Source organism: Streptomyces sp. NPDC111507, assembly GCF_055638955.1.
On the sequence record NZ_JBVKBU010000006.1, the window covers coordinates 562,299 to 581,425 of the forward strand.

Genomic DNA, 19,127 nt, shown 5'->3' on the forward strand with positions numbered 1-19,127 from the left:
GACCGCGTAGGTTCGCCGTGTTGATGGTCGTGGCGGTTGGATATGCGGTGACGTCCGATCCGACCGCTGGAGGCGCGGTGGCCGAGCCTGTCCGTGTGCGCAGACCGACCGACCAGGAAGGACAGCGGCTGCAGCAGATCGCGTGCCGGGGCGGCACGAGTTCGGTGCGATACCGGCGCGCGATGCTGCTGCTGGCCTCGGCTGGCCCGAACCGGGTGCCGGTGATCGCGCAGCTGGTGCAGGCCGACGAGGACACTGTCCGGGACGTGATCCACCGGTTCAACGAGATCGGCCTGGCCTGTCTGGACCCTCAGTGGGCGGGAGGCCGTCCCCGCCTACTCAAGCCTGACGACGAGGAGTTCGTCGTGGCGACGGTCACCACCCGACCGGCGGTGCGGGCGGGAAGGTCCGCGGGATCACTGGCCACGCCAGCGGTCTTCGCGATCACCAGCTCCCTGCCACTGGGCGCAGCTGGTCGCCTACCTGGCGCCAGCAGGTTCTTGGTCTGTTGGTGGTACACGCTCACCGTCGCCTCTGACCTGCGGCAAAGGGTGGAATCGTTTGCTGCTGAGCCGAGTTGGTCCGCACCTGGTCCGGATCTTGGCCCGTGATCTGTGGTGTTGGCGTGCGAGTCCTGCGGTACGACATGGCACAGGTAGGCAGAACCGTCTTCTGGCGTCCATGTGGTCCGAAACGATGCCGTTTGCGTAGGCGGGTTCCCTGTGGTCCGGGAGCGTCTACGGGGTTGGTGACACGCCGGTGACAGCTGAGGCGCTTCTGGGGGCTTGGTCCGACTGGGGTCCGGGGCAGACAGGGGGCCGATACGACGAGGCGCGTCGGCCTGCTCCGGTGAGGCCCGTAGTGCAGTTGGTACGCCTGTGGGGTCTGCTCACCATAGGGCTCCCTGCTCGGCTGCCGGACTGGAAGTCGGAGGCGTCGCGGCCAGGTGCACGCGCGTCTTGTTGTTGATGGCTCGAGGTTCCGTCGTCACGGCGTCCGTGTCGCGTAGCTGTCGGACGGCGTCGATCACTTGGCCGGGCCGGTAGACGGTTTCCAGGAGGGCGTATCGCTTGAGGTCTGGGATGGTTCGCCCGTCGGGGGCTTCGGAGATGAAGTCGCGCAAGATGCGTCGCAGCGGGGCCGTATCGGGTTCGAATACGAGTTCCAGCATTTGCTGTTGGGTGTCCCGGGGGGTCGCGGTAGCGGACGCTGTAGGAAGGGTCCACATTCCACATGGCGTCCTTCATCTTTTCCAGCCCCCGCTCGTGCTGGGTGCCGAAGATCAGGTAGAGCTTCCTGTTGCCCTCGTCGATCATCTCGAAGTACAGCGTGTGGGTGAAGCCGGCCTGGCGCAGCGTGGCTCGGTATTGCTCGCGCAGGAACGTGAACTTGTGCGCCCTGTATGGATCCGCAGGGAATCCTTGATCCAGAGCGTCCGCCGGCAAGTCAGCCTCATGTGCTGGAAAGCGCCGCTCTGTTGCGCGTCGCCGACTGCCAACTGCGGCCCGGCAGGGACGAGCACTTTCTCGAATTGCAGTGCCAGGTGTGGGCACCAGGTATGGCGGAGGCCGGCGGCATGCTCGCCGGCGTCGTCACTCGGCTCGATACGCGCCGCTACCTGGTGACCACCCTGTGGTCCGGATCTGTCGCTCACCGGCACTGCGAGAGGAGGGCCTGTTCTGTCAGGGACGGGCCCTCCCGGGGCAGCAGAGGGTCAGACTCGGTCGGCGGCGATGAGGAGGTACTGGAAGGACCCGTCCTTGTAGGAGTTGATGAACGCGTCCTCAATTCCCGTGACCAGCGAAGACGTTGCCCGCAGCTCCCAGTAGGGCAGAGTGGCGGGGGTGAGGTCGACGACGGCCTGCGGCACGAGGCGATTGTCGGCCATGGCACGCAGGTACTCCCGGCGCGAGTGGATGTTGCACTCGAAGTGCGCGTTGATCTGGGAGACCCACTTCGAAGGCTGGCCGTACCGCGGGTTCCAGCAGCCGGTGATGGTCACGTAGCGACCGCCGACCTCGAGGATGCGGGAGTGTTCCGCGAAGAGGTCCTGCAGGTCGACGTACATGCTCGACTCGTTGTTCCACGAGGCCGCGGCCTGCCCGGTCTCGAAGGGCGTGGAGAGCATGTTGCAGACGCGGGCGCGGACGTGGTCCTGGATGCGGAGTTCGTGGGCACGCTGGTTGGCGAAGTCGGCCTGTTTGGCCGACAGCGTGACACCTTCGATCTTGCATCCGAAGCGTTGGTGCGCCATCACCATCGACCCGCCGCGCCCGCAGCCGGCGTCCACCAGGGTGTCGTCACACCTGATGTCGCCGAGGTGCCCCAGGAGGAAATCGGCCTGCGCCGACTCCAGTCGGTGGAGTTCGGCGATCAGCGTCTTCTCGCTCTCGCTGTCCTCGGCGTCGCCGAGTGCGGAGTGGTCGACTTGGCCGATGCCGTAGTGGTGGTGGTAGAGACCGTCGACATCGCCGAGACGCAGGTTCACGGGCCTGGCCTCTCCGTCCCAGTAGCGGGCGATGTCTCCCTGGTAGGGAGTCGCCGGGCCGGGGATGCGTAGAGGGGCGTCGGTGGCGGTGAGTTCGGTGCTGGTCACAGATGAGTCCATTCTTCCTACCAGAAGTCGGGCAGGCTGTAGCGATAGGTGTTGGTCCGGTGCCAGTGGTGGTTGCCGTCGACCCACTCGGCCACGCCCCGCAGGAAGCGCTGCACACTCGGGACGGGGCAGTTGGCGGTCAGGGCTGCGGCTTCGGTCTCGAAGTCGTGCATGAGGTCGTTGTGGACCTCGACCGACTTCAGATAGGCGTCCCGGTCGGAGAGGCCCTCACGTTCGGCGATCACGACGGGCAGGTTCAGGTGCCGGCCCGGAGCGTCGAGTTCCTTGGTGTACGAGTACAGGTCGTTCACGATGGTCGTCGCGTTCCCCGCGAGCGCGATGACCTTCTGCATGGCGGCCTGGGCATGCAGGTCCATCGGCAGTTCGTAGCCGCCGACGGTGTCGGTGATGGTCGGGCAGGGGCGGAAGTTGTTGAACTGGCGCATCGCCAGGTACTCCCACACCTCGGGTACGTGGTCCATCTGGGCCCAGGCGGCTTCGGCGAGATACCCCAAGTGAAGCCGGGCCATGTCGTGCCGGAATCGGTCGGTCTGGGAGGGGCTGGCTGCTTGGCCGAAGTAGTTCATGGCGGAGCGGTAGGCGCGACGAGGCGCGTCCGCATGGAGCGACTTCGCCCATTGCGCTTGGTACTCCTCCGTCGTGTGCACGGGGTCGAGTGCGGTGTGCGCCAGCAGAAGGCGTTCGCCGAGGCCGACGGGCGAGCCCCCGTGGTCCTCGCAGTAGCAGTCGTCCACCGCGTTCTCGGCCACCATCAGGCGTGTGGCGATCATCAGGTGGTCGACGGTGGGTGCGTCCGGATGGCAGCCGACCATGTAGCGGCCCACGGAGAAGCCGTCGAACTGCTCCTCCCAGTCCTCGGGATACAGGGAGACCTCGTCCATCGCCCAGGACTTGATCCTTCGGCTGACCTCTTCGACCCGCACCGGGTCGGGCTCGGCCACCTGGTGGTGGTAAAGGCCCGGGATCGGCCTGCCTTCCGCCGTGGCTGCCGACGGCTCCCAAGGCGTCGGCGGCTCCTCTCGCAGGATCAGGCGCAGGCCCGCCGTGCCCAGGCCGCTGGGGCCGCGCAGGATCCGTTCCAGGTCGGGGATCGGTGTCGGTACCACGGCTGTCGGGGCATCGGGGAGAGGCGGTGCCGGCACGGGAATCGCAGGCGGTGGGGGCAAGGACGGCGCACAGGGTGGGCCGTCGGTGGCAGCCTTGATATCGCAGGCGCGGGCCGCGGCTTCAGTGAGGACGTGCGCCCCGAAGTGGGCAGCGGCCGCTGGCAGGCTCGACTGCGGAGGTGTCGGCTCAGGCGCGGGCATCGATGGCTCCTTGATGGCGTGGGCGGCTGTCCTGGGGCCTTTCAGGCATGCGCGACCGACCCGGAAGGTCCGGGGTGTCGCACCATGCCTTGCAGGCTGGGCCCGTTACCTGGGCCAGCGGGCGATCTGCACGTTCTCCAGCACGCCGACCGCGTCCGGCACGAGGATGGCGGCGGAGTAATAGGCGCTGACGAGGTAGGAGGTGATTGCCTGCTCGTTGAGGCCCATGAATCGGACTGACAGACCCGGTTCGTACTCGTCCGGCAGACCCGTTTGATGAAGACCGATGACGCCTTGGTTGTCCTCGCCGGTACGCATGCAGAGGATCGAGCTGGTCTTCTCCTTCGTGATGGGGATCTTGTTGCAGGGAAGGATCGGAACCCCGCGCCAGGCCGGGACCTGCTGACCACCGAGGTCGACGTGGTCCGGACAGAGCCCGCGCGCGTTGAACTCACGCCCGATCGCCGCGATGGTCCTGGGGTGCGCGAGGTAGAACTTCGACCCGCGGCGGCGGCAGAGCAGCTCGTCCATGTCGTCCGGGGTCGGCGGGCCGGAGTGAGTCTGGATGCGCTGCTTGAAGTCGGCGTTGTGGAGCAGGCCGAACTCCCTGTTGTTGATCAGCTCGTGCTCCTGTCGCTCGCGCAACGCCTCGATGGTGAGCCTGAGTTGCTCCTTGGTCTGGTTCATCGGCCCGTTGTAGAGGTCGGCGACCCTCGTGTGGATTCGCAGAATGGTCTGCGCGACCGAGAGTTCGTACTCGCGCGGTTTCAGTTCGTAGTCGACGAACGCGCCGGGCAGCTCATGCTCGCCGGTGTGACCGGCCGACATCGCGATCTCCGCCTCGCCGCGGTGGTTCTGCCGTTGACGGGGAAGCGACTTGAATTCTTCGATGTGGTCGCGGAGGCCCGGCGCCGTGGACAGCACGGCCTCGAAGTCGGCGCGCGACAGGGTGAGCAGGGTGCCCGAGGTCTCGGCGGTGGCGGTGTGCTCCCACTGGGCGTCCCCGTCCAGCAGGGCGTTGTCCCCGAACCGGTCGCCATCGGCAAGTACATCCAGGGCGACCTCGTCGTCGTACTCGCCGACGGAGGTCTGGCTGATGCGGCCGTGGGCGATCAGGTGGAGCTGATCCGCGTGCGCACCGCGCTCCACCAGCGTCTCGCCGACCCGGAAGTCGCGTTGGACGCACCGATCGGCGAGGGCAGTCAGTACCTCCACGTCGTCGAAGCCGCGCAGCAGGGCCAGTTCACCGAGCTCACGGGGGATCACCCGGACATCGGCGCCGTCCTGGACGAACTCCACGCGCCCGTCGCCGACGGTGTAAGTCAGGCGACGGTTGACCCGATAGGCCCCGCCCTTGGTCTCCACCCAGGGGAGCATCCGCAGCAGCCAGCGAGAGGTGATCTCCTGCATCTGTGGGGCGGACTTGGTGGTGGTGGCGAGGTTGCGGGCGGCCACCGTGCCGAGGCTGGACTGCCGGGGTGGCTCCAGTCGCGCTTCCTGGCTCGAGTCAACAGTCATCGGGCGAGCTCTCCTTGCTCAGGGCGGTCAGGGCACGTATGTGGGCGCCATCGGGCAACAGGGGGAAAGGGGGCATTCGAAGCGGAATCCGTCCAGATTCAGGTGAACACTAATGGCCGCTGCACCCCGTGGACCAAGGGAAGTCGGCGACATTAACTCGATACGATGATCGAGCCCGCGCGATGTTTGCCCGGGTACCGACGGAATTCAGCCCCGATTGGGCGGCGCGTCCCGGCGAACGGCCGGTCGGCTTCCACGGTGGGGGACCGATGAATCGAGGGGCCGCGGAAGTGCCGTATACCCAGGCCGTCTTGGGCGATCAGGCCAGTCGGGGAGCCCGCCCGCGGCCGACAACCCCTGCGGTGGCCCCTGCGCAGTGCGCTGGAGCCGATTCGAGCGAAGATGCCGGCTCAGCGCGAGGGTCATTCTTGAACCGGGAGGCCGCGGTTAGTGTTGATCCTGCATTGCGGTAAGAGCTGCTGGTCGGTATGCCGGATGTTTACGGAGAGCGGTTGCGTCCGGTGGTGACAACGTGGGCGGATGCTTGAGCGCCCCTTCCCTTTTTCCCGCTGTCCTATGCGGCTTTCCCGTGCGGCCCGTTCGTCACGGGTCGCTGTGGTCGCACCCCAGCGCGATGATCGTTGGATTCGGTGCATGGCAGCGGCTCCGGCATGACTGAGAGGTCGAGAAATGTGCGGAGAGATCTTCTTGAAGTCGTCTACCGAATGGCCCTGGGCTACGGAGATGCAGTGGGGGCAGGCTCCTGACCTGTGCCGATGACTCTTTCACGGTCCTCAAGGCTTGTGCCCCCACAAACATGTGCGGCGTGTTGCCCCCGCTTGGTAGGGAAGCGGCAGCATCCACGGGGAGTGGCGGTCGAGCGCGCGACTCTCGAGGAGAGCGCCAGCAGGTGCTTGGTCTGCTGGTGCTAAAGGGTTGCTGCGCTACTGACCTGCTGAAACATGGACGGTTGAGGCAGCTGGTGGGTCGCTGGTCCGGATCTTGGTCCCGGCCCTGCGCGAGCACCTGCTAGCTGCCGGGGTCACCCTGGTCGTGATCGAGGCGACTTCGGACTACTGGAAGCCCTTCTACCACCTGCCGGCCGACGAGTTGAAAGTGATCCTGGGCAACGCAACGCCAGGTCAAGAACCTGCCCGGCCGCAAGACGGCCGTCTCGGACGCGGCCTGGCTGGCCCAGCTCGGCGCGCACGGCGTTCGGTTTGCTCAAACCCGGCAACTGGGCCGACCTTTGCGTGGTCGACCGAAATCCGCTCGGCTGCCCGCCTGAAGACCTCCCCGTGACCGAGGTGCAGGCAACCCTGCTCGGTGGCGAGCTGGTCCACGGGACCTGGCGTGATCGCATCTACTGGCGACGGGTGCCGAGACGGTGGTCAGGGCGAGCGTCTCACCGTGAGACTCCGCTCGGTGGAGCCCTCCGCCAGGCTCATGACGACGTCCAAAGACGCGGGTGCGACGAGTGGGAGGTCGGAGATGAGGACACGGTTGTGGGGGCACCGCGAACGGTTGCTGATGCTGGGCGGGTTCGGGGCCCTGCTGGCGGTGTGCGGCGCGGTCGCCACGGTGGCGGGCGCGTCGGCCGGGCCTGGAGTCGCCCTCGCGGGTGTGGTTCTCGGCTGCTGGGAGGCGCTCGGCCTGTGGCTGTGGAACACACGGACCGGGGAAGCGAGGGGGGGAACACGACGCTGACGGGCGTCTACGTACCCTCCCGGCGGCACCCCTTCTCCGGCCCCAGCCGAATGCCGTACGCCGTGATCTTGCGGTAGATCGTCGCCCGGGAGATGCTCAGCGCCTTGGCCGCCTTCGCCTTGTCGCCACCGTGGTCGAGGAGCGACTGGACGGTCAGGTCACGTTCCGTGGACTCCCAGGCGGACAAGGGGTTTTGGGTCTGGGAGAGCAGGGATGGCGGGAGATCGGACTCCTCGATCAGAGAGCCCGAACGATGCGCCTCGGCATAACGGAGCGAGCCGTCGAGCTGACGGACGTTGCCCGGCCACGGCGCCTGGGAGAGGGCCCGTAGCGCACTGTCGGTGCACCGGACACCTGCATTGCCTCCGCCGTGGTGGGCCAGGAGACACGCCACGAGGGCAGGAATGTCGGCGGGACGGCGCCGCAGTGGCGGGACGGTGACCTCGGCCCCGAACCGCGCCCGCACCGTGGCGGCCGGATCCACTTGTCGTGACACGCCCTGCCCGTCGGCAGCGGGCAGCCTGGGCCCGCCATGGGTGAGCAGCACGGCCACCCAACCGGAGCGCCCGGCCGTGGTGCGCAGCACCCCGTCGAGCTGCCCAAGCACGTGCGCCGGCAGCAGATCGATATGCCGCAGCACGACCGTGCCGCGGTCCTCGGCGAGATCCTGGAAGACGGCTTGTAACCATGGCGCCGCCCCACCCCGCGCTTCGGCCGCGTCGTGCACACGGAGCGGTTCCGTAGGCGCCGCATGCCGGTGCACGGCCCGGACCAGCGCATACTTTCCGGTGCCGGCCTCCCCGCAGGTATTGCATCACAACAACACTCAAGCCGCACGGCCTACTTCATGCCTCGGCAGTGCCTCGATCATTATCACGCACCACGTCGTAAGGTACGGCCTATGTCTGATAGATCGATGTCTACGGGCCGCCTATGGGCAGTCCTGCTCGGGGTCGACGCTGTGGTTACTGCGTCGACGATCGTGGTGTGGAGGCAGGGCGGAACACCCTGGACCGAAACCTTGGTCAGTTCGGGTGTGGTTGCTCTTGCGGTCCTGATAGCTGGCCCATGGGCGATAAGGCGGACCAGGGCAAGGGTCGAGGAAGCAATGCGGCAACAGCGTTGATCCGGTTCGGTCGCCTCTGAGAGTGCGGTACGTGAGGTAATGCCCACTTCGGTCTTGGGGTTGGGTAAGGGGCCCTGGTCGGCGGGGTGGGTTGGTGGTCAGGCGCGGGGCTGAGTGAACAGGCCGGGTTCGGGTTCGGTGAGGATGCCCCGTGTGACCAGGCGTTTCAGCTTGTACCGGATGCCTTCGGTGTTCTTCGGGAGTGGCCGGCCTGGTATCCGACCGCGCGCCGCCGAGAGGTGATCACCCATCAGCCGAACCGCCAGGCCGGCACCCCCAGCCCTCAATCGCGCACCCCGTCGTTAGGCTTTCCGGGCCAGTCCGGCGGCGATGAGGCGCTCCCAGACGGTGAGTTCCCGTTCCTCACCGTTGTTCCACGGGCTGTCGACCTCCTCAGGACGCCACAGGGGTGCGGGGACGATCCCGGGTTCGAGGATCTCCAGGCCGTCCAGCAGGGAGGCGATCTCCGCGTCGGTGCGCCACCGGCCGCGGCCGAACGTCTCCTGGAGGACCTTCTCGGCCTCCGCCGTCTCCGGGTTGTTGCCGGAACGGAAGTGGCTCACGAAGAAGTAGCTCCCGGAGGGCACCTGGTCGCGCCAGTACCGGACGATGCCGGCCGGGTCCTCCTCATCGTTGACGTGGTGAAGGATGGCGCTGAAAATGACGGCCACGGGACGACCGAAGTCGATCATTTCCAGGGTGTCCGGGTGGGTACGGATGCCTTCGGGGTTGCGCACATCGACCGCGACGACCCGGGTCTGATTGTTCTTCTCCAGCAGCGCCCGACCGTGGACCAGCACTTGCGGATCGGTGTCGACGTACACGACCCGTGACTCGGGAGCGTGCCGTTGCGCGACCTGGTGGACGTTGTCGGCGGTCGGCAGACCACTGCCCAGGTCGATGAACTGCCGTATGCCGGTTGTCTTCGCGATCTCCCCGACCGCCCGGGTCAGGGCCGCGCGGTTGGCGAAGGCGATGGCCACCGAACCGGGCAGGTCGCGCTTGAACACGTCGCCGATCTCCCGGTCCACGGCGTAGTTGTCCTTGCCGCCCAGCAGGTAGTCGTAGACGCGGGCGATGCTGGGCCTGGTCGGGTCGATGGAGGAGCCTTCGTACGTCATGGCGGCCATTCTCCCTCGCAACGCCGCCTGTTGACCATCGTTGCGGGATCCTCCGGCCGGCCCCTGTGCAGGCGGCCCGGTCCGCGGTCATGTGGCGGACGGTCCCAGGCGTCCGCTCGCCGTTCGACGGCAGCCCCACGCCGACGTGGGCGACGTTTCGCCCACTGGTCGCGAGTTCACCGTGGATCCGGCGATACCCCCATGAGGAGTTCTCTTGGGCGAGGCGCAGGATCAGCGCGCGGACCGAGCGGATGTGGGCGGGTGTTGGCGCCGTTTGGGCGTGCAGGTCGTGGCATGGCGTCGTTTGAGCAGGTTGCGATGTCAGCGCAGGATCGTGTCGGGGCGTACCAGGAGCGGGTGGTGCCGCAGCTTGTCTTGGGGGAGTTGGTGCAGGAGGCCGGCGAGGGTCGCGCGGTCGGTCTCGTTGAACACCGGCTTTTGGGCTTGGCGCTGCAGGACAAGGAGTTGGTGCCGCAGCGGAGATATCTCGATGTCCTTGTCGCGGTCGCTCATCGGGAGCAGGCGCAGGAGCGTCAGGGTGTTGGTCGCAGGGAGATAGGTCAAGCGCGGTAGCACGACAGGTCATGATGCTGCCGGTGCTCTGCGCACGTGACCGCATTGGGGGCGAGCGGTGAGGTCCGCCAACGACCGGTGATCGAGGCCGTGACCTGGGAAGATGAATTATCGGTACTCGCAGACCCGTTTCGATTCGCGCGCTGGGTCACCGGTCAGTTGGTGTATTGCAGCCTTCAACGAGCGTGAGAGGAAACGGGTCGCGTCGCGTATATCGGGCTAGACGGTCAAGAAAGGGCCGTGGTTCTGGGCAGAGGCGTTTCGCAGGCCGGGCGCAGGACGACGATGCCGCGTCGGGGAGTGGTGGAGTGGGAGGGTGCGGCCGGGATGAGTCGAGATAGCAACCAGCACCAGCGTAATCAACTGGGTTAGCCTTGGGGGAGAGGGAAGCATGACGAGTGCGAAGACCGATTGGAGAGGGAACTCCTCGTGCGGCAGCTCCGATGCGGCGGAGCTGTTCGCGGATAGTCCGAGGCAGAAGCGGGCCAAGGTGATCTGTATGGGGTGTCCGGTGCGCGTTGAGTGTCTGGCTGAGGCGCTCGATGAACGTATCGAGTTCGGGGTGTGGGGTGGCATGACCGAGCGGGAGCGCAGAGTTCTGCTACGGCGCAAGCCCGACGTCGCCTCTTGGCTCTCTGTTCTGGAAGCAGCGCGGGACAGCGTGGTGTCCCGGTTCGGCTGAGGACGCGAAGGGCCGGCTCGCACTGAACAAGGGTCCAAGGGACTGAAGGGTCCGGAAGCCTGGAAATGTCTCACGTACTGGTCGTTGCGCTGGTGTCCCTCTTGCGCAAGTACGCCAGCGTGATCGGCAGGGGCCCCGCGCTGACGAACGGGTTGGGCAGGGGACGATTCAGGTGGACACCTGTCGGTCGCAGCTGAGCTCTCTGGCTCGAAGGCAGCCCCGCCTGGGCCTCCTTGGACCCTGAGCCGGCTTTCGCCAGGGCCCGTATGCGGCAGCGTCCTGACGTGGTTGTCGTGCACGGGCCCGGTCCCGACTTCTCCTGGGGACCGGGCAGGACGCGCATATGGCGCTGCGGCCATCCGGGGCCGCACCCGAATGCGTCATGACAAGCGGCCGGGTGTGGTTCGCTGCTGGGGTGACTCATGACTTGGAGACCGTCGCATTTGAATCCGCCGAGGCATTCGAGGCATGGCTCGGTGAGAACAACGCCGTCTCGTCCGGCATCTGGCTCAAGCTTCGCAAGAAGGGCCCCGGAATTGTCGCGCTGGATCACGCCCAGGCACTCGACGTGGCACTCTGCTACGGCTGGATCGACGGCCAGAAGGCCAAGTTCGACGACCAGCGGTGGCTCTAGCGGTTCACCCCGCGCAAGCCGAGCAGCAAGTGGTCCAAGGCCAACCGGGACAAGGTGGCCGCCCTGATCGAGCAGGGCCGGATGCGTTCGCGGGGGCAGGCCGAGGCCGACCGCGCCAAGACGGACGGCCGCTGGGAGGCCGCCTACGACGGCGCGAAGACCGCCACTGTGCCGGACGACCTCGCGGCAGCCCTGACCGCCGACCCGGCCGCGGCGGCGTTCTTCGAGACGCTGGACCGGCAGAACCGCTACGCGATCCTGTACCGGATGCAGGACGCCAAGAAGGCCGAGACCCGGGCGCGACGGATCGACAAGTACGTAGCAATGCTGGCGAAGGGCGAGAAGCTGTACCCGTAGTCGCAGAGAGCACTCGCGGCCGCGTAGTCCTGAACTCCCGGCGCGCCTACGGCCCTGGCAGCAGTCACCCGGTGCTGTCACTGAGAATGACGCCACGTCAGAGACCCTGAGCTGGCGCACCGCTTAAGATCGAAGACCCCGGTTGTGCTGATCGACTACACCAGCGCCGCCGCCGTCAGGGACAACGTGTGGACGGCCGTGCGGGCGGGGGAGCACGTGGCGGTCGGCTCCAGCGGACTGACCGCCGACGACTACGCCGGACTCGACGCGCTCGCCCGCGAACACCGGGTCGGCGTGATCGCCGCCGGGAACTTCTCCGTCATGGCCGCCGTGCTGCGCCGCGCCGCAGCCCTGGCCGCCGAGCATCTCGACCACTGGGAGATCATCGACTACGCCAGTGACACCAAGCCGGATGTCCCCAGTGGGACTTCGCGAGAGGTGGCCGAGACGCTCGGTGCCATCAGAACACCCGAGGCAGCGGTGCCTCTTGAGGATCTGCATGGCCCCGTGGAGGCGCGTGGAGCGAATGTCGCCGGCAGCCGTATCCACTCCGTGCGCCTGCCGAGCTTCGTGGTCACCACCGAGATCGTCTTCGGCGGCCAGGGCGAACGGCTGGTCATGCGCCACGACCCCAGCACCGACCCGTGTGGGGTGCCAGAAGTCTCGTACATGCCCTGGCCTGGACGTTCTCGCGCCAGGCCGTGATCTTCGTTACCGGGTGTCGCGGTACTCGTGGATGAGCCCGCCGAGGAGGTCGTGGCGTTCGATGTGCTGCGCGGGGAAGGGGATGGCGTCGGGGTCGTCGGCAGGAGCGCGAAGCTGTAGAGCTCGGTGCGGCCGACCGGAGTTGTAGTGCTGGGTGTACTTGGCGAGGATACGCTGCGCGGGCGTTGTCACGTTGTTGGGTGCGTGGGCGTCGGACGGTGTGTCGGGGCGTTGTGGGCCCCGGTTCTGGTCCTGTGCTCAGGGCGCGACGGGCTGGCCGGCGGCGCTGGTGATGTTCTCCCAGATGGCGAAGCGGAGGGTCATTTCGGCCCGGTAGTCGGGTGCGGTCATGAGGTGGCGGAGGGGTCGGAAGTGGGGTGAGATGCCGCTGAAGGCCGACAGGAACCGCTGCGCCCTGTCCACGGAGCGGGAAGCCCTTCATGGCGTGTTCGCGCTGTCTTGTTGTCTGGTGGCTGTTCTCCGCCCGGTTGTTCAGACTCTTGTGGGAGCGGTGCTCGACGGACGGCATCACCTCGCGGTGGGCCGCGCCACAAGAGCGGAGCTTGTCGGTGACGACCCCCCGCGGCACCGCACGCGTCTTTTTCATCAGCCTGCGGAAGAAACGCCTGGCCGCGGCCTTGTCCCGGCGGGACTGAACGAGTACGTCCAGCACCATCCCGCCCTGGTCGACGGCCCGCCACAGGTACTTCCGGTCCCTGTTGACTTTGATGAATACCTCGTCCAAGTGCCATGTGTCCCCGGGCCGGGGCTGTCGGCGGCGCAGCGCATTGGCATACTGCTGCCCGAACTTCCCACACCAGCGCCGGACCGTCTCGTGCGAGACGATCACACCGCGCTCGAGCATCAGCTCCTCGACCTCGCGAAACGACAGCGGGAAGCGGAAGTACAGCCCGACTCAGTGGGAGATGATCTCGGCCGGGTACCGGCGCCCCTTGTACGACGGCGACGCGTCCTGCACGGACACCCTCCTCCAGCATGACCAACCCCAAGATCATCCCACGGGCGGCCAACGTGACAGCATCGGCGGGAAGCCTGTCGATGCCATCTCCTACGCTTGCTTTGATCAAACAGGGAGGGGCGGGGATGGGCGGTAACGCATGGAGTCACACGGGTCCGTATCAGCCTGATCTAGTGGCTGCGTTCCGGCGGGCGCAGGAAGAGACACTGGCGCGGGACAATTACGGCTTCGAAGGCCAGACCATCGAGGAGCTGTGGCGCGATGAGGAGTGGCATGAGTATGTCTTCACTGGTGGTACGGCCACCGTTCTGGACTTCCCGTTCATGATCGATGCCTCTGACACGGATGACGGTCCGTTCATGCGGCCGCTGACCGATGACGAGGTGCGTGCGTGGGCTTCCCACGGCCGACCCACTTACGCCGAGTGGGAAGAGGCCCTCGACGCGGGGCAGCTGGCTTTTCCTGGCCGTGCCCAGGGGAACTGCACGGTGCTCTACCGCGACGGCCAGCCCGCACAGATTGGCTACTGGGGGGTTACCGCCGACTAGCGGAGGGCGCCGCTGTTTGGCGCCAGGCGGTCCAGGGACTGCACGTTTCCTGAGCACGACGTCGGTGATGCTGTGGCTGAACTGAGTGAACGGACACTCAGCTTGGGAAGCTGCGACTCCCTGCGGTCGGTTGAGGCGCTGACCTGGGCGAACGGTGAGGGAGCGGCTCCGTCGGGCGTGGCTGCTTGCACCGTGATTCCCCGCTGTTCCCCGCTCGATCTGGTGCGGTTGTGGTGCGGCGTAGGGCATGGGCGTGGGCCAACGGGAGGCAGGCGATCATTCGTACCAAAGCCCGGGAAGCGGTCCACGCTTGGTCGTTGCCGGAACGCCGGGTACGGTGCTGCCCCTTTGGAGGTCGCCCCGGATGTGCAGATAGAGTGAGGGTGTCGGCAATCCGATGGTCTGGATCCAGCCCTTGCCGTGCACGTGGCCGGCGGCTTTCAGTTCCGCGGCTTGGTCGTGTGGGGCCATGCTCTCCGCGTAGCTTTGGCAGATCGTCTCGCCGCTGTCGGCGAACGCGTAGCGGGCAGCGTAGGCGTAGCCGTCGTGGAGCCAGACGTACAACACGATCGGCTTGTCCAGGACCGCACGGAACCACTCGGCGGCAAGCTCGGCGAGCCGTTCCGTGGAGCCCGTGGCATCAAGTGCCCAGAGACTGGGACGATCTGGGAGTAGATACAGCTGATTGTGTAGACGGTCACCTCGGACGTGGTCATCGACCAGGTGCACGCCCAGATTGACCAAGTGTCGGCGGGGCTCTGTTTGGTCGGACAGGCTGACATGAGTGAGGAGCGCTTCCGAGTCGTCCGGGCGTCCGACTTCCCCGACAACATCAGCCAGCGTCCAAGCCGTGCACCGCCCGCTCAGTGCGGAGACGAAAGCTCTCTCAGCATCGTCGAACTCGAAGTCGTCGTCCGGATCATCGATCTCGAACCAAGCACGCGTCGTCATGGGACGGACCTTATGACGAGAGCGAGGTGCGTCCGGAGCTCAGGTATCTCACCGAGACGCCGGACCATGATCGGTCCGGCGTGTCCTGGCTGGTGTCCCCGGCAGGATTCGAACCTGCGACAGCCGCTTTAGGAGTTCGATCCACGCCCGCCCCCGGGGCCGTCGGCGGCTGGTCCGACGGTCGTGCGGGGGTGCTGGTGTGTGCCGCCGTCCGGCCCCGTTGATGTCAGCCGTGGATGTCAGACGACTCTGGCATCCTGCGCCAGTGAGAATGACATGGGCCGCCTTCTGGGCGCTGATAGCCACTCTGAACGGCAATGCCACGCAGGCGAGTTGTCGGCGCCTGGCCGAGGAGCTGAGCCGCCGTTCCGTCCCCGACGTCATTGGCTTCGCGGAACGACATGCCGAGGCTCTCTACCGTCTGGACCAAGAGAAGTTCGGGATGCTTCCCGTTGCCGATATGACGGGCCGGAACGGCGAGCCTTTCCCGCAGTCTGCCGACGGGTTCCTGTACGCCCGTTGCGCTGTTGTCGCCGCAGGGCAAGCCGTATGGGAAGGCGTCTTCTTTGACGTCGACAAGTTCGCCCCGTACACCTCCACCGAGTGTGACGGGGAGTGGTTGCTGTATGTGCCGGATCGGGCATACGAACTCGCTACCGGGAAGGAGTGGGACCGCTCGACCCGGTACTGCTTCGAGAGCTACTCCAACAGGGACGGATGGCCGAACCTGGGGAGTTGAGGTGGGCTACCGCTTGATGGGGATCTCGTGGGTCGGTCCTCCTGCTGCCGGGTCGTTGTCAGTACTGCTTAGTTTGCCTAGTGGAGTGAGACCGGTCAGAGAACCTTCGAGGTCCGCGGTCAAGGGGGGTGGGCACAAAGGTCCCCGGGAGCCACCTCGGGACTATGTTGCAGGCCGTGGATCCCCACCCCCCTCATCCTCCGCGAGGCAAGCGGCCGGCACCGCTTGAGGTCCCACCACGCTTTCCAACTGTGTTGGTGGGGTCTTGGGCGTCGTCCGGGGCGTTCACCTGGGTTCATGGGCGGCTGAGTGCTGGTTCGGGTGCGGCTCCGGGTCCCGGTTGAACGTCGGTGAACGGTGCTGAATGAGACGGAAAGCGAGACGGGCGCCGGGGTCGTTGTCAGTCGTCTCGCCTAGTCTCCGGCCATGAGCATGATCGGTGAGTACTTGCGTGTCACGGCTGCTGAGCTTGAACGAGCTATCCAAGATCCCGACTATGCGTCGGACTTCGTTGAGGAGGTCCAGGAGGCCGAGGAGGAGTCTGAGACTGCGCCGGCCGAGGCGCGTCACTTCAGCACATACAAGACTTGGGACCTGCTCCGCTTCCTGCTGGCGCGCGCCGAATTCCCCGTGAACGTGATCCACGGTGAGGAGCCTTTCGCCGAGGACGAGGACTGGGGGTACGGGCCTCCGAGGTACCTGCGGCCTGAGCGGGTCCGGCTCGCGGCAGAAGCCCTGCGGGCCACTACCTACACGCAGCTCATCAACGATATGGATCCCGCTGAACTGACCAGTGCCGAGGTGTACCCCCTGGGATGGAGTGAGCCCGGCGCAATGGAGTGGGGGCGTCACTGGTACGACGGCCTCACCCAGTTCTTCGAGGCTGCTGCTGGGATGGACGACGCGGTGCTCGTCTGGCTGGACTGAAGGGCCAAGACAGCGATGTGACCTCAGCTTGGGAAGCTGCGGGCGTTCGGGGCCGGTTCGGGTGCTGACCTGGGCGAACGGTGGGGGAGCGGCCTCGTCGGGTTCGGCTGCTTTCACCGTGGTTCCCCGCTGTTCCCCGCTCGTTCTGGTGCGCTTATGGTGCGGTGCCGTATGCGCATCCTGTCGAAGGCACAGAAGTAGGAGTCTCCGCGCCTCGTGCCATGATCCTCAGGTGCTGCAGATCCCGGGATACGAAGGCGGCCCTCTGGTCGCGGGGAGCGCCTACCTGGACGCCCCCTTGTTCTGGCCGGTACACCTCGGTACTTGCTTGCGCGGTGAGGACGCGCAACGAGCCGCGTTCGGTGCCGGCTGGGACGCGGCCATGGAGCTGTACCGCGCACTCTCCGCCGACCATGAATGGCCGGTGTTCAGCGTGCCCCTGCGCTCCGGCCACACCATCTACGTCGTCTACCGCAACTTCGAGGGAGACCGTGGGGTGGACTACCTGATGCATCACCCCGCTTGGCCCGCAGCGGAAACCCTCGCAGTGGACGACGGCCACTTCATGGGGCCCGGCACGGCCTGGACGGAACTGCTGTCCGCTGCTCGCCAGCCTGCACCAGAGGGCGTCGGCGATACCGACGCTCGCCTCCTGTTGCTCTTCCCGACGCTCGGCGATGCGCGGCTCCCGGACGACGCGGCGGTTCCCCTCACTGCCGCGCTTGCCGCTCTCACCTTGATCGAAGAGCCCGCCGAAGTAGCGGGGATGCTCCTGGAGAACCAGGGCCAATGGGAGCTTGCTCACTGGAGGTCGGCAGACGGCGTCCGGATCAACGACGGCGGGCACTCCTACCGAAACCCCCGCAACGCCTTCGCCCTGTCCAAAGGGCGCCTGCGGGAGATCAGCAACGCGTTGAACGCCGAGGAGCGACAACCGCACCGGGCATCCAACTGAAGCTCTGAGCTTGGGAAGCTGGGGCACTCTGAGGTCAGTTGGTGGACTGAACTGGGCGAAGGGCTGATGCGTGGCTCTGGGGGCTCGGTTGCTTTCACCGTGAGTCGCCGCTGTTCCCCGCTCGATCTGGTGCGGTTGTGGTGCGGCTGTTCAGAGGGTGGGTGGCGCGGCGTTCAGTGTTCGCGGAGGCCGCATTCGGCTGCGTACAGGGTTGATCCCGGGATGATCTCGGTCGGTGTTTGCTTGAGTTGAATGCACGCGGCGCCGGACGAGTCGACCGTCAGGGCTTCGATACTTACCGTCGCAGCAGGTTGGACGAAGGGCGGCACGTGCAGTTCGGCCTCAGTCGGCGGTGGGAGCGGCGTGCCTTCGAGGACGGCGATGGCCGTGAGAGTGCCGTCGGGTTGGAGTTCCGTCTCCTCGATGGTCAGCTGCCAGTGAAGCTCTGCTTCTGTGAGGAGTTGCCTGCCGAAACGCCCGTGGGCGCGAAGGACAGTGTGACGGCCGCGGATGCGCCGCGCTATGGCGCAGCAAAGTGGGGCGTTGGTGCCGTGGGGGGTGTTCACCCGATTGTGGCCGGCGGGCGGCAAGGAGCACAGTGCGTCGAAGAGGAGGCCGAGAGCTGCGTCTTTGATGCGCGTTCGTCGGCCGTGCTCGACAAGATCGAGCAGGATCGGGGTGGCCGCGTAGGCGGCCGGGAACACCATGCCGGCGTGGCTACAGACGAAGCCGCCACCGGCGAGGAGGGATGCCGCGTCACCTGTCTCGTTGGCGGTGGTGGAAACCGTCAGCCGCCGCAGCGCGTGGGCTACGCGCTCCGGATCATCGGATGGGTGGGCCGTCGGGTTGGGTATCGCGGACCAGTTCACGGCGTCGACGGCATTGAGGGACACACCCGCATTCTGCCCGAGCGCGGTACAGACACGGGGAGCGCAGCCGAAATGACCAGCGGCCTCCCTACTCTGGATCCTGGTCGTCTTCGCGCTCCGCTCTGAGCTTCGGAAGCTCGGGCCTTCTGGCGGCAGTTGCTGCGCTGACCTGCGGTGGATCGGCGTTGGAGCCTAAGGGCTGTCCCGCATTGCCGGGGGCGGTGAGTGACCGGCTCGGCCGGGGCCGTACGGTTCGCTCGTTGATCAGTCACGCTGGTCGAGGGGCGGGCCCCGGCTGGCGCCGACGGGCTGTAGGCCGGTTCGATCCAGGCCAGGCTCATGGAGGTCGAATCAACTGTGTGGTCCGAAGTCGTTGCGGCCCTGCCCAGCACGGTCGTCTTCCAGTCCCCTGCATCGGAGTCGTCGCTGATCCGCTGCACCACGATCCTCGGCCATCCACTGTCTCAGGACCTTGCTGCTCTCCTCCGCGAGAGCAACGGCATCGAGGGCGAGTACGGAGACGGACTCATCTGGTCTGCCGAGCGCATCGCCTCTGAGAACCAGAGCCTTCGCGAGGACGCTGAGCTCGCCACCCTCTACATGCCGTTCGATCCGCTGCTCTTCTTCGCGGACGCGGGAAACGGAGACCTGTTCGCGCTCCTCTCCAGGATCGACCGGCCCGATGTCTTCGTCTGGAACCATGAGGACGACAGCCGCACCTGGGTGGCACCGAGCCTGGCCAAGTACCTCGAATGGTGGCTGACAGGGCAGATCAAGCTGTAGCGCCACGCTTCACGATCCAATCGCTCGCG

Annotated in this window: 18 protein-coding genes and 3 pseudogenes; 10 read left to right on the forward strand and 11 right to left on the reverse strand. The window is 66.5% G+C overall.

Annotated elements, in window-relative coordinates:
* Window positions 1-77: 77 nt before the first annotated feature.
* Window positions 78-389, forward strand: a pseudogene (locus tag ACZ7M2_RS26710) (helix-turn-helix domain-containing protein); the annotation flags it as partial.
* Between the two features lie 500 nt (window positions 390-889).
* Here the strand turns inward: ACZ7M2_RS26710 and ACZ7M2_RS26715 are convergent.
* From ACZ7M2_RS26715 to ACZ7M2_RS26730, 4 genes are all read right to left on the reverse strand, one after another.
* Window positions 890-1,171 (reverse strand): hypothetical protein, encoded by a 282-nt coding sequence (locus tag ACZ7M2_RS26715; protein WP_471597394.1) that lies wholly within the window; start codon window positions 1,169-1,171, stop codon window positions 890-892.
* Between the two features lie 543 nt (window positions 1,172-1,714).
* The gene (locus tag ACZ7M2_RS26720) at window positions 1,715-2,596 is read right to left on the reverse strand and encodes a geranyl diphosphate 2-C-methyltransferase (protein WP_471597395.1); all 882 of its coding nucleotides are present in this window, start codon (window positions 2,594-2,596) and stop codon (window positions 1,715-1,717) included.
* Between the two features lie 17 nt (window positions 2,597-2,613).
* The gene (locus tag ACZ7M2_RS26725) at window positions 2,614-3,924 is read right to left on the reverse strand and encodes a family 2 encapsulin nanocompartment cargo protein terpene cyclase (RefSeq protein WP_471597396.1); all 1,311 of its coding nucleotides are present in this window, start codon (window positions 3,922-3,924) and stop codon (window positions 2,614-2,616) included.
* Window positions 3,925-4,029: 105 nt separating this feature from the next.
* Window positions 4,030-5,442: a family 2B encapsulin nanocompartment shell protein gene (locus ACZ7M2_RS26730; RefSeq protein ID WP_471597397.1), complete on the reverse strand. Its 1,413-nt coding sequence runs from the start codon at window positions 5,440-5,442 to the stop codon at window positions 4,030-4,032.
* A 1,491-nt stretch (window positions 5,443-6,933) separates the two neighbouring features.
* On the opposite strand from ACZ7M2_RS26730, the gene ACZ7M2_RS26735 reads away from it, so the two are divergent.
* Window positions 6,934-7,149: a hypothetical protein gene (locus tag ACZ7M2_RS26735; RefSeq protein ID WP_471597398.1), complete on the forward strand. Its 216-nt coding sequence runs from the start codon at window positions 6,934-6,936 to the stop codon at window positions 7,147-7,149.
* Window positions 7,150-7,156: 7 nt separating this feature from the next.
* On the opposite strand, the gene ACZ7M2_RS26740 is transcribed toward ACZ7M2_RS26735, so the two are convergent.
* The 3 genes from ACZ7M2_RS26740 to ACZ7M2_RS26750 all read right to left on the reverse strand — a co-directional run bounded on the left by ACZ7M2_RS26740 (window position 7,157) and on the right by ACZ7M2_RS26750 (window position 9,960).
* Window positions 7,157-7,876, reverse strand: a complete 720-nt coding sequence (locus ACZ7M2_RS26740; RefSeq protein WP_471597399.1) for an AAA-type ATPase lid domain-containing protein — start codon at window positions 7,874-7,876, stop codon at window positions 7,157-7,159.
* 701 nt (window positions 7,877-8,577) lie between these two features.
* The gene (locus ACZ7M2_RS26745) at window positions 8,578-9,396 is read right to left on the reverse strand and encodes an SAM-dependent methyltransferase (protein ID WP_471597400.1); all 819 of its coding nucleotides are present in this window, start codon (window positions 9,394-9,396) and stop codon (window positions 8,578-8,580) included.
* A 321-nt stretch (window positions 9,397-9,717) separates the two neighbouring features.
* Entirely contained in the window at window positions 9,718-9,960 is a 243-nt protein-coding gene (locus tag ACZ7M2_RS26750) for a hypothetical protein (protein ID WP_471597401.1), read from the reverse strand.
* 400 nt (window positions 9,961-10,360) lie between these two features.
* On the opposite strand from ACZ7M2_RS26750, the gene ACZ7M2_RS26755 reads away from it, so the two are divergent.
* From ACZ7M2_RS26755 to ACZ7M2_RS26765, 3 genes and pseudogenes are all read left to right on the forward strand, one after another.
* A complete protein-coding gene (locus tag ACZ7M2_RS26755; RefSeq protein WP_471597402.1) occupies window positions 10,361-10,651 on the forward strand; it encodes a WhiB family transcriptional regulator in 291 nt (96 codons plus the stop codon).
* Between the two features lie 382 nt (window positions 10,652-11,033).
* Window positions 11,034-11,642: pseudogene (locus tag ACZ7M2_RS26760) on the forward strand (YdeI/OmpD-associated family protein).
* Window positions 11,643-11,753: 111 nt separating this feature from the next.
* Window positions 11,754-12,347, forward strand: coding sequence for a dihydrodipicolinate reductase C-terminal domain-containing protein (locus ACZ7M2_RS26765; protein ID WP_471597479.1), 594 nt, complete (start codon window positions 11,754-11,756; stop codon window positions 12,345-12,347).
* A gap of 6 nt (window positions 12,348-12,353) precedes the next feature.
* Here the strand turns inward: ACZ7M2_RS26765 and ACZ7M2_RS26770 are convergent, their stop codons facing one another.
* Together ACZ7M2_RS26770 and ACZ7M2_RS26775 are read right to left on the reverse strand one after the other, a co-directional pair.
* Window positions 12,354-12,539 (reverse strand): integrase core domain-containing protein, encoded by a 186-nt coding sequence (locus tag ACZ7M2_RS26770; protein WP_471597403.1) that lies wholly within the window; start codon window positions 12,537-12,539, stop codon window positions 12,354-12,356.
* 66 nt (window positions 12,540-12,605) lie between these two features.
* A pseudogene (locus ACZ7M2_RS26775) lies at window positions 12,606-13,326 on the reverse strand (IS6 family transposase).
* Between the two features lie 17 nt (window positions 13,327-13,343).
* Between ACZ7M2_RS26775 and ACZ7M2_RS26780 the strand changes: the two are divergent.
* A complete protein-coding gene (locus ACZ7M2_RS26780; RefSeq protein WP_471597404.1) occupies window positions 13,344-13,874 on the forward strand; it encodes a hypothetical protein in 531 nt (176 codons plus the stop codon).
* Window positions 13,875-14,150: 276 nt separating this feature from the next.
* Here the strand turns inward: ACZ7M2_RS26780 and ACZ7M2_RS26785 are convergent, their stop codons facing one another.
* Complete coding sequence (locus tag ACZ7M2_RS26785) at window positions 14,151-14,825, reverse strand: hypothetical protein (RefSeq protein WP_471597405.1); 675 nt, start codon at window positions 14,823-14,825, stop codon at window positions 14,151-14,153.
* Window positions 14,826-15,096: 271 nt separating this feature from the next.
* Between ACZ7M2_RS26785 and ACZ7M2_RS26790 the strand changes: the two genes are divergently transcribed.
* From ACZ7M2_RS26790 to ACZ7M2_RS26800, 3 genes are all read left to right on the forward strand, one after another.
* Entirely contained in the window at window positions 15,097-15,564 is a 468-nt protein-coding gene (locus ACZ7M2_RS26790) for a DUF4240 domain-containing protein (RefSeq protein ID WP_471597406.1), read from the forward strand.
* A 426-nt stretch (window positions 15,565-15,990) separates the two neighbouring features.
* The gene (locus tag ACZ7M2_RS26795; protein WP_471597407.1) at window positions 15,991-16,491 is read left to right on the forward strand and encodes a YfbM family protein; all 501 of its coding nucleotides are present in this window, start codon (window positions 15,991-15,993) and stop codon (window positions 16,489-16,491) included.
* 232 nt (window positions 16,492-16,723) lie between these two features.
* Complete coding sequence (locus ACZ7M2_RS26800) at window positions 16,724-17,446, forward strand: hypothetical protein (RefSeq protein ID WP_471597408.1); 723 nt, start codon at window positions 16,724-16,726, stop codon at window positions 17,444-17,446.
* A gap of 173 nt (window positions 17,447-17,619) precedes the next feature.
* On the opposite strand, the gene ACZ7M2_RS26805 is transcribed toward ACZ7M2_RS26800, so the two are convergent.
* Entirely contained in the window at window positions 17,620-18,339 is a 720-nt protein-coding gene (locus ACZ7M2_RS26805; protein WP_471597409.1) for a hypothetical protein, read from the reverse strand.
* Window positions 18,340-18,672: 333 nt separating this feature from the next.
* On the opposite strand from ACZ7M2_RS26805, the gene ACZ7M2_RS26810 reads away from it, so the two are divergent.
* Window positions 18,673-19,098, forward strand: a complete 426-nt coding sequence (locus ACZ7M2_RS26810) for an SMI1/KNR4 family protein (RefSeq protein WP_471597410.1) — start codon at window positions 18,673-18,675, stop codon at window positions 19,096-19,098.
* The last annotated feature ends 29 nt before the right edge of the window (window positions 19,099-19,127 follow it).

Excerpts from the sequence above, each read along its gene's own strand:
- ACZ7M2_RS26730 (WP_471597397.1), bottom strand. The coding sequence starts at position 5,442 with ATGACTGTTGACTCGAGCCAGGAAGCGCGACTGGAGCCACCCCGGCAG.
- ACZ7M2_RS26785 (WP_471597405.1), bottom strand. The coding sequence starts at position 14,825 with ATGACGACGCGTGCTTGGTTCGAGATCGATGATCCGGACGACGACTTC.
- ACZ7M2_RS26780 (WP_471597404.1), top strand. The coding sequence starts at position 13,344 with ATGACCAACCCCAAGATCATCCCACGGGCGGCCAACGTGACAGCATCG.
- ACZ7M2_RS26735 (WP_471597398.1), top strand. The coding sequence starts at position 6,934 with ATGAGGACACGGTTGTGGGGGCACCGCGAACGGTTGCTGATGCTGGGC.
- ACZ7M2_RS26755 (WP_471597402.1), top strand. The coding sequence starts at position 10,361 with ATGACGAGTGCGAAGACCGATTGGAGAGGGAACTCCTCGTGCGGCAGC.
- ACZ7M2_RS26725 (WP_471597396.1), bottom strand. The coding sequence starts at position 3,924 with ATGCCCGCGCCTGAGCCGACACCTCCGCAGTCGAGCCTGCCAGCGGCC.
- ACZ7M2_RS26715 (WP_471597394.1), bottom strand. The coding sequence starts at position 1,171 with ATGCTGGAACTCGTATTCGAACCCGATACGGCCCCGCTGCGACGCATC.
- ACZ7M2_RS26790 (WP_471597406.1), top strand. The coding sequence starts at position 15,097 with ATGACATGGGCCGCCTTCTGGGCGCTGATAGCCACTCTGAACGGCAAT.
- ACZ7M2_RS26745 (WP_471597400.1), bottom strand. The coding sequence starts at position 9,396 with ATGACGTACGAAGGCTCCTCCATCGACCCGACCAGGCCCAGCATCGCC.
- ACZ7M2_RS26795 (WP_471597407.1), top strand. The coding sequence starts at position 15,991 with ATGAGCATGATCGGTGAGTACTTGCGTGTCACGGCTGCTGAGCTTGAA.